The following is a 12120-nucleotide window of genomic DNA, read 5'->3' on the forward strand; positions in this document are numbered from 1 at the left end:
GGCATCCTCATACCGGCCGGCCGCGGGGTCTGTGCGGGCGTGGTCAGCCCAGGCGCTCCACCAGCGCCCGGTGCTGGTCCCACAGCTCCTTCGGGGTGTGGTCGCCGAAGGTGTCGAGGTGCTCGGGGACCAGGGCGGCCTCCTCGCGCCACACCTCCTTGTCCACGGTGAGCAGGAAGTCCAGGTCGCTGTCGGAGAGGTCGAGGCCGTCCGTGTCGAGGGCGTCCTTCGTCGGCAGGATGCCGATCGGCGTCTCGACGCCCTCCGCCTTGCCCTCCAGGCGCTCCACGATCCACTTCAGGACGCGGCTGTTCTCGCCGAAGCCGGGCCAGACGAACGCGCCCTCGTCGTTCTTGCGGAACCAGTTGACGTAGTAGATCCTCGGCAGCTTGGACTGGTCCTTGTCCTTCGCCACGTCGATCCAGTGGGCCATGTAGTCGCCCATGTTGTAGCCGCAGAACGGCAGCATGGCGAACGGGTCGCGACGCAGCTCGCCCACCTTGCCCTCGGCGGCGGCGGTCTTCTCGGAGGCCACGTTGGCGCCGAGGAAGACGCCGTGGTTCCAGTCGAAGGACTCCGTCACCAGCGGTACGGCCGTGGCGCGGCGGCCGCCGAAGAGGATCGCCGAGATCGGCACGCCCTTGGGGTCCTCCCACTCCGGCGCGATGATCGGGCACTGGGACGCGGGCACCGTGAAGCGGGCGTTGGGGTGGGCCGCCGGGGTCCCCGACTCCGGGGTCCAGTCGTTGCCCTTCCAGTCGGTGAGGTGGGCCGGGGGCTCCTCCGTCATGCCCTCCCACCACACGTCGCCGTCGTCGGTGAGGGCGACGTTGGTGAAGACGGAGTTGCCCCACAGGGTCTTCATGGCGTTGGCGTTGGTGTGCTCGCCGGTGCCGGGCGCGACGCCGAAGAAGCCGGCCTCGGGGTTGATGGCGTAGAGGCGGCCGTCCTCGCCGAAGCGCATCCAGGCGATGTCGTCGCCGATCGTCTCGACCGTCCAGCCGGGGACGGTCGGCTCCAGCATGGCGAGGTTGGTCTTGCCGCAGGCGCTCGGGAAGGCGGCGGCGACGTACTTGGACTCGCCGCGCGGCGGGGTGAGCTTCAGGATCAGCATGTGCTCGGCCAGCCAGCCCTCGTCGCGGGCCATGACGGAGGCGATGCGCAGGGCGTAGCACTTCTTGCCGAGCAGGGCGTTGCCGCCGTAGCCGGAGCCGTAGGACCAGATCTCGCGGTCCTCGGGGAAGTGCGAGATGTACTTCGTCCGGTTGCAGGGCCAGGGGACGTCCTCCTGGCCGGGCTCCAGCGGGGCGCCGACGGAGTGCACGGCCTTGACGAAGAAGCCGTCGTCGCCGAGCTCGTCGAGGACGGCCTGCCCCATGCGGGTCATGGTGCGCATGGAGACGGCGACGTACGCGGAGTCGGTGATCTCCACGCCGAGGGCGGACAGCGGCGAGCCGAGCGGGCCCATGCAGAAGGGGACGACGTACATGGTGCGGCCGCGCATGGAGCCGCGGAAGACGCCCTTCTCGCCCTGGAAGATCTCCCGCATCTCGGCGGGGGCCTTCCAGTGGTTGGTCGGGCCGGCGTCCTCCTCCTTCTCGGAGCAGATGAAGGTCCGGTCCTCGACCCGGGCGACGTCGGTCGGGTCGGAGGCCGCGTAGTAGGAGTTCGGACGCTTGATCGGGTCCAGCTTCCTGAACGTGCCCTTGGCGACGAGCTCCCCGCACAGGCGCTCGTACTCGGCTTCCGAGCCGTCGCACCAGACCACGTCGTCCGGCTGTGTCAGCTCTGCGATCTCGTTGACCCAGGAGATCAGTCCCTGGTGGGTGGTGGGGACGCCGGGTTCCGCGATGTCGCGCGCCACGTTTGCTCCTAAATGAGGGTTTTGTGGTTGTGGAGGCCCCGTGGGGGCTGCGACCCGGATGCGGGAAGTGGTGACTCTGGCGCTCATCCGGTGTCGACCGCACTCATTTGATCATCCGATGCGCGCGCCCATCTGTCCAGAGGGCCGCACAAGTGAGCAACGTGACGCTGACCACGATTGTCGTGCGGCTTTACGCGCACGTTGAGTGGACGAAACCGAATCTTTGCGTGACGGGGCACGTCGGCCGGCGTGAGAGGATGGCCACTCCGCACGCCCAACGGGTCGCCCAGAGGTGTAACTTACGGTCCCGTAGGTAACATGCCGATATGACTGCGTTCGCCCCCGACACGCCCAAGGACCCGCAGGCCGAAGGCCGGGGCCCGGTGGCGACCTCTCTGCCGCACCCCGTCAAACCGAAGCTCCGCGGCTGGCTCCACCTCGGCATGTTCCCGGCCGCACTGGTCGCCGGACTGGCCCTCACCGCGTTCGCCGACTCCTCCCGGGGCCGCCTCGCCTGCGGTGTGTACGCCCTGACCGCCTGCCTGCTCTTCGGTGTGAGCGCGCTGTACCACCGGGGCGACTGGAGCCCCCGCATGGACGGCGTGCTGCGCCGCCTCGACCACGCCAACATCTTCCTGATCATCGCGGGCACCTACACCCCGCTGACGATCCTGCTGCTGCCCGAATCCAAGGGCCGCTGGCTGCTGTGGGGCATCTGGGCCGCGGCGGCCGCCGGGATCCTCTTCCGCGTCTTCTGGGTCGGCGCCCCGCGCTGGCTCTACACGCCCTGCTACATCGCGATGGGCTGGGCCGCGGTGTTCTACCTGCCCGACTTCATGCGCGCCGGCGGCGTCGCCGTGCTCGTCCTGGTCATCGTGGGCGGCGTGCTCTACAGCATCGGCGGCATCGTCTACGGCCTCAAGAAGCCCAACCCCTCCCCCCGCTGGTTCGGCTTCCACGAGGTGTTCCACTCCCTCACCCTGGCCGCCTTCATCGCCCACTACGTGGGGATCTCACTGGTGGCCTACCAGCACGCGTAGGGGCGCCCCCGGGGGAGCGTTCCGCCCTCGCGCACAAGGCCGCGGCACCGACGCCGCGGCCTTTTCTCATGCCCGGACGCGCTCCGGCCGCTGAACGTGCGGTGGACGCGGCCCGGCCGGCCCCACCGGCACGACGCCGGGCCCGCCGCCGACGCGGCCGGGAGTCGCCGAGCGGCGCACAGCCGTCGCCGAGCGGCCCGCCCTGCCCGCCCTCTCCCCCGCCCTCGCCCTCGCCCGCTCCGCCGACGCGGCGTACCCGGACGGGATGCCGCCGCGACGACCACGGCGGCCCCACCGGCCTCGCCGACCGGGCCGTCGACGTGATCGAGCACGGCCTGCCCGCCGCGACCTCCTGAGGCGCCGCGCCCCGGACATGCCATCCTGACCGGGTGAACGGTCCCGAGATCCACGTCGAGTTCGCCCCCGAGCTGCTCCTCTTCGTCCCCCGGGCACGCCCCACAGGCACCCTCCGGACGCCCACCGACGGCGTCTCCAGCCTCGGCCACGTCGTCGAGTCCCTCGGCGTCCCGCTGACCGAGGTCGGCACGCTGCTGGTGGACGGCCGCGAGGTGTCCGCCGGACACGTCCCGGCCGCCGGCGAGTCGGTGACCGTCCGCCCCCACGCCCACCCGCAGCGGGTGCCCGGCGCCCCCCTGCGCTTCCTGCTCGACGTCCACCTCGGCACCCTCGCCCGCCGGCTGCGGCTGCTGGGCGTGGACACCGCGTACGAGTCGACCGACATCGGCGACCCCGCGCTGGCCGCCCGCTCGGCCGCCGAGCAGCGGGTCATGCTCAGCCGCGACCGGGGCCTGCTGCGCCGCCGCGAACTGTGGGCGGGCGCCTTCGTCTACAGCACCCGCCCCGAGGAGCAGCTGGCGTACGTCCTCGACCGCTTCGACCCCGAGCTGCGGCCCTGGACCCGCTGCACCGCCTGCAACGGGCTGCTGCGCGCGGCCGGCAAGGAGGACGTCGCCGACCAGCTCGAGGAGGGCACCCACCGCACGTACGACGTGTTCGCCCAGTGCTCCGACTGCGGACGCGCCTACTGGAAGGGCGCGCACCACGAACAGCTGGAGGCGATCGTGGAGCGCGCGGTGGCGTCGCGGGCGGAGCGCGGCTGACGACGCCGTACGACGGCTCTCACGCCCGCCCGCCGAGCGCCGTCCGCAGCCGGTCCGGGTCGGTGGTCGGGGCGTCGCAGGTGAAGTCGCGGCAGACGTAGGCGGCCGGGGCGCCGTCGACGAGGGGGCGGTCCGCGAGCAGCGGGAACTCGTCGCCGCCTTCCGTGCCCACGGCCACCACCGCGCCGGGCGCGGTGCCCAGCAGGGCCGTGCGGTGCAGCTCCGCGGTCGCCGGGTCCTCCGGGCCCCGCCCGACCACCGCGACCTCGCGCGGCCCGTCCAGCACGGCCTCGGCGACCGCCAGACCCCAGCCGATGAACCGCGGCACGCGCGGGCCGAGCGCCTTCACCACGCCCAGGGCCCGCTCGGCAGCCGTGCGGTGCGGCTCGGATCCGGTGTGCGCGGCGTAGCCGAGCAGCGCGCCCGCGGCGGCGGTCCAGCCGGACGGGGCCGCGTTGTCCGTCGGGTCCTGCGGGCGCCGGATCAGCCGCTCCGCGTCCGACGCCGTGTCGTACAGCGCGCCCGACCCGGCGTCCCGGAAGCGGGTCAGGATTTGGTCGGCGAGCAGGCCCGCGAAGTCCAGCCACACGCCCTCGCCGGTCACCGACGCCAGCGCCAGGAAGCCCTCGGCGACGTCGGCGTAGTCCTCCAGCACGCCCGCGTTGCCGCCCGCCTGGCCGTCCTTGCTGGTCCGGGCGATGCGGGCGTGTTCGTCCAGGTGCACCCGCACCAGCAGGTCACCGGCGGCCACCGCGGCCTCGACCAGGTCCGGCCGGCCGAAGTACGCGCCGGTCTCGGCGAGCGCGGCGATCGCCAGGCCGTTCCAGGCGGCGACCACCTTGTCGTCCCGCCCGGGCGCGGGCCGCCGGTCGCGCGCCGCGAGCAGCCGCTCCCGGATGCCGTCGACGCGGGACGCGTCGAACACCTCGTCGCGCTGCGGGAGCTGGAGCACCGAGGCGCCCTCCTCGAAGGTGCCCTCCTCGGTCACCCCGAAGTACCGGGCGGCCAGCTCCGCGTCCGCCTCGCCGAGCACCTCGCGCAGCTGCGCCGGCGTCCACACGTAGTAGGCGCCCTCCACGTGCCGTCCGGTGCCGTCGTCGCTGTCGGCGTCCAGCGCGGACGCGAACCCGCCCTCCGGTGTGCGCAGCTCGCGGACCATGAAGTCGGCCGTCTCCAGCGCGACGCGCCGCGCCAGCTCCGAGCCGGTGCTCCGCCACAGGTGGGCGTAGACCCGGCAGAGCAGGGCGTTGTCGTAGAGCATCTTCTCGAAGTGCGGGACCACCCAGTCGCGGTCCACGGAGTAGCGGGCGAAGCCGCCGCCGAGCTGGTCGTAGATGCCGCCGCGCGCCATCCGCTCGCAGGTGTCCGCCGCCATCTGCAGCGCGCCCTCCGCGCCGGTGCGGGCGTGGTGCCGCAGCAGGAACTCGATCACCATGGACGGCGGGAACTTCGGCGCCCCGCCGAAGCCGCCGCGCTGCGGGTCGTACTCGCGGGTCAGGCCGAGCAGCGCCTGCGCCAGCTCCTGCTCGCCGGGCACCTGGTCGTCGCCCACGGACAGCTCCCGGCCCGCCAGGTCCCGCGTGATCTTCCCGGCGACCTCGCCGACCTCGTCCCGCCGCTCCTCCCAGGCCTGCCGGACGCCCTCCAGCACCTGCCGGAACGACGGCATGCCGTGCCGGGGTTCCGGCGGGAAGTAGGTGCCGAAGTAGAACGGCTCGGCGTCGGGGGTGAGGAACACCGTCATCGGCCAGCCGCCGTGCCCGGTCGCCGCCTGCACCGCCTCCATGTACACGGCGTCGACGTCCGGCCGCTCCTCGCGGTCGACCTTGATGTTGACGAAGTGCGCGTTCATCTCGTCGGCGGTGGCCCGGTCCTCGAAGGACTCGTGGGCCATGACGTGGCACCAGTGGCAGCTGGAGTAGCCGACGCTCAGCAGCACCGGCACGTCGCGCCGCCGCGCCTCCGCGAAGGCCTCCTCGGACCAGGTCCACCAGTCGACCGGGTTGTCGGCGTGCTGGAGGAGGTAGGGGGACGTGGCCTGCGCAAGTCGGTTCGCCATGTCTCCATCCTCGCGCACTCCGCCCGTCCGGCGCGGGACGGGCGGCGCCGCGGCCCGTCCCGCGCCCCCGGGCGCCCCAGCGCGTGAGGGGAGCGTGACGGCGCGGTCGACGGTCGTCGCACCCTCGCGCCGGGGCCCCGGCCGCAGCACACTCGTGGGGACGCGATCGCCGCCGGAGGGGGACGGGACATGAGGGACGGTCATCGGGCCGATGCCGAACGGCTGTTGACACGGGCCGTGGAGGAGGAGGTGCGCCGGTCGGGCGGGCGCGCCGACGGAAAGGTGCTGCTCTCCCGGGCACGCGGCGCGCTGGACGCGATGGCGCGCACGGCGGCCGAGGAGTACGCGGCGTACACCCGCGCCCTGGACGAGGCGGAGGCGGGCCAGCTCACGTTCCGGCAGCGGTACGCCCGTGAGGGCGGCGGGACGCCGTTGCTGGTGGCCGGGGTCGCGGGTGTGGCCGCGATCGTCGCCGACATGGCGCTCGGCACGGGTACCGGGACCGCGCTCGGCGCGGGCGTGGCCGTCGGGGTGGCCGGCGCGGCGACGACCGTGGTGAAGGTCGCCGGGTCGCACCTGCCCGCCGCCCACCGCCGGGCCGGCGCGGCGGGCCAGCCGGGCGGGGTGGAGCAGCTGCGGCTGCAGTGGCTGACGGCGCTGGAGGTGCGCGGCATCCGGCCGTTCCTCGACCAGCAGCGGATCCTCGCCGCGTCCACGGCGCCGAAGCGGACCGGGCCGCGGCTGCGCGGCGCCGACAAGAGCGCGGCGGCCCGCGGACGGAGCGTCCTGGAGCAGTCGTTCGGGCAGCTCCCGGAGCCGCACGGCCCGTTCGCGGGGCGGCGGCAGGAGATGGCGCGGATCCGGCAGTGGGTGCAGGCGGCCCGCGCGAGCACGGAGACCAGACCCACGGTGGTGGTGCTGCACGGGGCGCCCGGCAGCGGCCGTACGACGCTGGCGGTGCGGGCCGCGCACGAGCTGAAGGACCACTTCCGCGGGGCCTGCGTGGTCGACCTGCGCGGCGACGGCTCCGGCGAGCCCGCGCTGTCCACGCGGGACGCGCTGCTGCACCTGCTGAACCGGCTCGGCGCGCCGCGCGAACAGCTGCTGTTCCGGGAGCGGACCTCCCCGGACCAGCAGGTCAAACGGCTGAGCGAGCTGTACCACCAGCATCTGACCGGCACGCCGGTCGCCATCGTCCTCGACGACGCCTCCGACCCGCAGCAGGTCCGCACGCTCCTCCCCGAACGCTCCGACAGCCTGGTGCTGGTCACCTCCCGCTCCCCGCTGGGGCTGCCCGAGGACCTGCCCGCGCGGGTGCACCGGCTGCCGGTGGAGCCGCTGGACGCGGCCGGCGCGGAGGAACTGCTGACCGCCGTCGCGCAGGACGCCTCCGGCCCGTACGACGCCGAGTCCGCGGAGCGGGTACGGGAGCTGTGCGGGGGTCTGCCGCTGGCGCTGCGGCTGGCCGGCGCCGCCCTCGGGCCGCGCTCCGCGCTCGCCCTCGCCACCGGCCTCGACGGCTACGGGCCCGTCGAACCCGTCGAGCGCGCCCTGTGGCTGCGCTACACCGACCAGCCGGACACCGTGCGGCGGCTGCTGCGCCGGCTGGCCCTGGCCGGGCGCGCCTCGCTGGGCGCGGCCGCGGCGGCGGCGCTGCTCTCCACCGACGAGGCGGAGGCCACCCGGCACCTGGAGGCGCTGCACCGGGCCGGGCTGATCGACCGCGTCCGGCACGGCCGGTACCGGCTGCACGCCCTGGTGCGCGCCTTCGCGCAGGCCCGCCTCCTCGACGAGGAGGACCCGGACGAGCGCGCCGCCGCGCACGAACGGCTGATCGTCACCTACGCCGAGCTCGCCGACTCGGTGCTGCGGCTGGTCGACGGGAACATGTCGACCCGCTCCGACCGCTTCGGCCCCTACGGCTTCACCTCCCTGGACGAGGCGCTGCGCTGGCTGGACGACGAGTCCAGCTTCATCACGGCGGCGCTGCGGCACGCCGAGGGCGTGAACCAGGCGGCGGTGCTGAACCTGCTGGGCGCCCTGTGCGACTACTGCCTGCTGCGCGGCGACCTCTACCGGCTGGGCGAGATCAACGAGCTGGCGCAGACCGTCGACGAAGGGCTGCTGGTCCGCTCCGTGCAGTGGCGCACGGGCATCGCGGCACGGCAGCTCGGCGAGCTGGACACGGCGCGGACCACCCTGACGTCGGTGGTGGACCTGTACCGGGAGGCGCAGCACGAGGCGGGGGCGGCGCGGGCGCTGACCTCGCTCGGCATCACGCTGCACCACCAGGGCAACCTGACGGAGGCGTCGGCGCGGCTGCGGGAGGCGATGGGCCTCCAGGCGTCCGACGCACTGGCCGCCGACCGTGCCTGGACGATGCACGCGCTGGCCGCCGTGGAGCGGGACCGGGCCCGGCTGGCGGAGGCGCTGGAGCTGCTCACCGGGTCGCTGGTGCTGCACCGCGCGGGCGAGTCCCTGCACGGGCAGGCGTGGGCGCACTTCCAGCTCGGGCAGCTGCACCTGCGGCGCGGCGACGTGCCCCGCGCGGAGGAGGAGCTGCGCACCGCCCTCGGCCTGTACGGCCGCACCCGTGACGCGCGCGGCGAGGCGTGGGCGCTGACCGAGCTGGCGCGGGCCCGGCTGGTGGACGGGGACGCGGGACCGGCGGTGGAGGAGCTGCGCCGGGCCGCCGCCCGGCACCGGGACAACGAGGACGCGCGCGGCGAGGCGTGGACGCTGTACTACCTGGGGCAGGCCCTGGAGGAGAGCGGCGACCTGGACAGCGCGGTGCGCGAGCTGGAGCGCGCCCGCACGATGTTCTCCCGCATGCGGGACGTCTACGGTCTGGCCTGTGCCCGGCACCACTCGGCGCGGGTGACCCGCGACCAGCGGGCGGCCCGGACCGGCTCACTGCGCAACTCCGGCTTCGCCCGGCAGCTGCTGGTGGACGCGCGCGCCGACTTCCAGCGGATCCAGGTGGCGCACGGCGAGGCGTGGACGTGTCTGGAGCTGGCCGTCGTCGACGCGGGCAACGCCCGCACCCAGCAGGCGCTGGCGCTGTGCGACGAGGCGGTGGCGCTGTTCGTCTCCTACGGCGACCGGCGCGGCGAGGACTGGGCGCGCTTCCTGCGCTGCACGCTCCTGCCGTACGCGGCCCCGGGCGGCACGGAGGTCGGCACGGCGGTGGCCCGGCAGGAGCTCGCCGACCTGGCCGTCGCGGTCCACCCGGCCCGCGATCCGAGACTCACCGACAGCGTCGAGGCCTACCGGCTCCTCCTGGAGCGCGGCGTCAGCCTCGACACCGGCTGGCAGGCCTGGAACCTCGGCCTGGTCCCGGGCCGCCACGCCCGCGAGGTAATGGGGGTGCCGGTCCCGCTGGACGCGTGAGGGTCCCCTCCGGAGCGCCTTCGGGGCACGCGGGGTGCGGCATGCGGGCCGGACTCCTCGCGGCTGCGTCCAGCCGCCGGGACGGGCCGCGGGAACAGCGGTCGCGAGGCGTGGGCGAGCGGCGCGGGCCCGGACGCCGAGGCCCGGCCCGGAGCCGCTCGGCCGCTCCGTCGGCGCGCCGCCCCCGCCGGGGCGGGCGCAGGCGTGTGGCACGCGGTGCGCCGCCGGCCCGCGCGGCAACTGAGGCCGGCCGCACCCGCACGGCATGCGGCACCCGGCGGACGTGCCGGGTGCCGCAGGGCTGCGGGCCTGGTGTCAGGCCGTGGAGTTGCCGCCGTCGGGGACGGCGCCGTCCGCGGCGGTCTCGTCCGCCTCCGCGAAGTTCACGCGGCCCATGTGCCGGTTCATCGACTTCATCAGCCCCCAGACCGCCACGGCCATCACCGCGAAGACGATGAAGCCGAGGACGCCGGGGGTGACCTTGTCCTCGTCGAATTCCTGGGCGAGGGGGACCAGGTGGGTCATTGCCAGGCTTGCGCTTGCGCTCATGTCAGCCATTGTCCCGGATGCCCGCGAAGAGGTCGTCCTCGGGGAGGGAGGTGTCCACGAGCGACTTCGCGAGCTCGTACTCCTCCGTCGGCCAGACCTCCTTCTGGAGGTCGAGCGGCACCCGGAACCAGCCCCCGTCGGGGTCGATCTGCGTGCGGTGCGCGATCAGCGCCTTGTCGCGGATCTCGAAGAAGTCGGCGCACGGCACGTGCGTGGTGAGCGTGCGCTCCTTGCGCTCGAACTCGTCCCACCGCTTCAGCCAGTCGCCGTAGGGCGACTCGAGCCCGCGCTCCAGCATCGCCTGGTGCAGCGCCTCGGTGCGGGGCCGGTTGAAGCCCTGGTTGTAGTACACCTTCAGCGGCTGGTACGCCGGGCCGAACTCGCCCTCCGGGTACTTCTCGGTGTCCGCCGCGCCCTCGAACGCCACCATCGTGATCTTGTGGGTCATGATGTGGTCGGGGTGCGGGTAGCCGCCGTTCTCGTCGTAGGTGGTGATCACCTGGGGCCGGAAGGAGCGGATCTTGCGCACCAGCTCGCCCGCCGCCTTGTCGACGTCCTCCAGGGCGAAGCAGCCCTCCGGCAGCGGCGGCAGCGGGTCGCCCTCGGGCAGCCCCGAGTCGACGAAGCCCAGCCACTCCTGCTTCACGCCGAGGATCTCGCGCGCCTCGTCCATCTCCTTCCTGCGCACCTCGTGGATGTGCTCCTCGATGTACGGGTCCCCCTGGAGCTTGGGGTTGAGGATGGAGCCGCGCTCCCCGCCCGTGCAGGTCACCACCAGCACGTCCACCCCCTCGGACACGTACTTCGCCATGGTGGCCGCGCCCTTGCTCGACTCGTCGTCGGGGTGGGCGTGCACGGCCATCAGTCGCAGCTGGTCAGTCAAGACTCAATCCTCAAGTCGTTGGGCGCCCTGTGTGCGGCGGCGCAGTCGCAGGCTTCTATAGTGACGGAACCGGGGGGCGAAAAATTCCGGAGCGCCGCTCCCGGGGACGGTCCGGGGACGCCGGTTCCTTCCTGCCGAGGAGACGATCATGAGTACGTCGAGCACGCGGACCCCCGAGGGCCGTTACGGCCGCTCCTCGGACCAGCGCGCCGACCGCACCCTCAAGGTCGTCGGCGGGGTGCTCGCCGTCCTGTTCACCGCCATGATCGGCTGGTTCGGCTACCACCACGTCGCGCAGAACGAGATCAGCGCCGAGCTGATCCGCTTCGAGACCGGCGAGGACGCGGTGAAGGTGCACCTGGAGGTGCACAAGGACGCCGGCGTCGTCGGCTACTGCACCGTGCGCTCCCAGTCCGCGGACGGCGCCGAGGTCGGCCGCGCCGACTTCCGCTTCGACGGCGACGCCACCCGCATCGACGAGGTGGTCACGCTGCGCACCACCTCCCCCGGCACCAGCGCGGAGCTCCTCGGCTGTCACGCCGAGTGACGCGACGGGGAATACCGGGCCGCTGACCTGCGCTGACGCGGGTACAGCGGCTTATGTCCTCCCCCTACGGGCACTCAATTGTTAGGCTCGTGGTTTCGCCCGTCCCCGGAGGACCATCCTTCTGGGAGGGCGATGCTTTGTATTCCCAGTAACTACGAGGAGCACCTGTGACCCAGACCAGCGAGAACGTCACCTGGCTGACCCAGGAGGCGTACAACAAGCTCAAGGAAGAGCTTGCGTACCTTACTGGTCCCGCGCGCACGGAGATCGCCGCCAAGATCGCCGCCGCGCGTGAGGAGGGCGACCTGCGTGAGAACGGCGGGTACCACGCGGCCAAGGAGGAGCAGGGCAAGCAGGAGCTCCGTGTGCGCCAGCTCACCCAGCTCCTCGAGAACGCCAAGGTGGGCACACCCCCGGCGGCCGACGGCTCGGTGGCGCCGGGCATGGTCGTGACGATCGCCTTCGACGGTGACGAGGACGACACGCTGACCTTCCTGCTCGCCTCCCGCGAGTACGCGAGCTCCGAGATCGAGACCTACTCGCCGCAGTCCCCGCTGGGCACCGGCGTGATGGGCCACAAGGTCGGCGAGGACGCGGAGTACGAACTGCCGAACGGCAAGAAGGCGTCGGTGAAGATCCTCAAGGCCGAGCCGTACGACGGCTGACC

At 73.4% G+C, this 12120-nt stretch carries 9 protein-coding genes; 5 read left to right on the forward strand and 4 right to left on the reverse strand.

The window, feature by feature from the left end:
* Positions 1–43: 43 nt before the first annotated feature.
* On the reverse strand, positions 44–1864 hold the full coding sequence (locus tag C1708_RS12165) for a phosphoenolpyruvate carboxykinase (GTP) (RefSeq protein ID WP_106412699.1): 1821 nt from the start codon (positions 1862–1864) through the stop codon (positions 44–46).
* A gap of 326 nt (positions 1865–2190) precedes the next feature.
* Between C1708_RS12165 and trhA the strand changes: the two genes are divergently transcribed.
* Positions 2191–2904: a PAQR family membrane homeostasis protein TrhA gene (gene trhA, locus C1708_RS12170; protein WP_106412700.1), complete on the forward strand. Its 714-nt coding sequence runs from the start codon at positions 2191–2193 to the stop codon at positions 2902–2904.
* A gap of 389 nt (positions 2905–3293) precedes the next feature.
* Complete coding sequence (locus C1708_RS12175; protein WP_106412701.1) at positions 3294–4025, forward strand: Mut7-C RNAse domain-containing protein; 732 nt, start codon at positions 3294–3296, stop codon at positions 4023–4025.
* Between the two features lie 19 nt (positions 4026–4044).
* Here C1708_RS12175 and C1708_RS12180 read toward each other — a convergent pair whose 3' ends face one another.
* On the reverse strand, positions 4045–6084 hold the full coding sequence (locus C1708_RS12180) for a thioredoxin domain-containing protein (protein WP_198602473.1): 2040 nt from the start codon (positions 6082–6084) through the stop codon (positions 4045–4047).
* Positions 6085–6273: 189 nt separating this feature from the next.
* Here C1708_RS12180 and C1708_RS12185 point away from each other — a divergent pair, with 189 nt between their 5' ends.
* Positions 6274–9474, forward strand: a complete 3201-nt coding sequence (locus C1708_RS12185) for an ATP-binding protein (RefSeq protein ID WP_106412703.1) — start codon at positions 6274–6276, stop codon at positions 9472–9474.
* 315 nt (positions 9475–9789) lie between these two features.
* Here the strand turns inward: C1708_RS12185 and C1708_RS12190 are convergent, their stop codons facing one another.
* On the reverse strand, positions 9790–10032 hold the full coding sequence (locus tag C1708_RS12190) for a hypothetical protein (RefSeq protein WP_198602474.1): 243 nt from the start codon (positions 10030–10032) through the stop codon (positions 9790–9792).
* Positions 10025–10906 carry a mycothiol conjugate amidase Mca gene (mca, locus tag C1708_RS12195; protein ID WP_106412705.1) on the reverse strand — a complete coding sequence of 294 codons (882 nt, stop codon included), beginning with the start codon at positions 10904–10906 and terminating at the stop codon, positions 10025–10027. Before mca ends, C1708_RS12190 begins: the two co-directional genes overlap by 8 nt.
* A gap of 148 nt (positions 10907–11054) precedes the next feature.
* On the opposite strand from mca, the gene C1708_RS12200 reads away from it, so the two are divergent.
* Together C1708_RS12200 and greA are read left to right on the forward strand one after the other, a co-directional pair.
* A complete protein-coding gene (locus C1708_RS12200; RefSeq protein ID WP_106412706.1) occupies positions 11055–11453 on the forward strand; it encodes a DUF4307 domain-containing protein in 399 nt (132 codons plus the stop codon).
* Positions 11454–11620: 167 nt separating this feature from the next.
* Complete coding sequence (greA, locus tag C1708_RS12205; protein ID WP_106412707.1) at positions 11621–12118, forward strand: transcription elongation factor GreA; 498 nt, start codon at positions 11621–11623, stop codon at positions 12116–12118.
* The last annotated feature ends 2 nt before the right edge of the window (positions 12119–12120 follow it).

It is taken from the genome of Streptomyces sp. DH-12 (assembly GCF_002899455.1).
Taxonomy (GTDB): Bacteria; Actinomycetota; Actinomycetes; order Streptomycetales; family Streptomycetaceae; genus Streptomyces.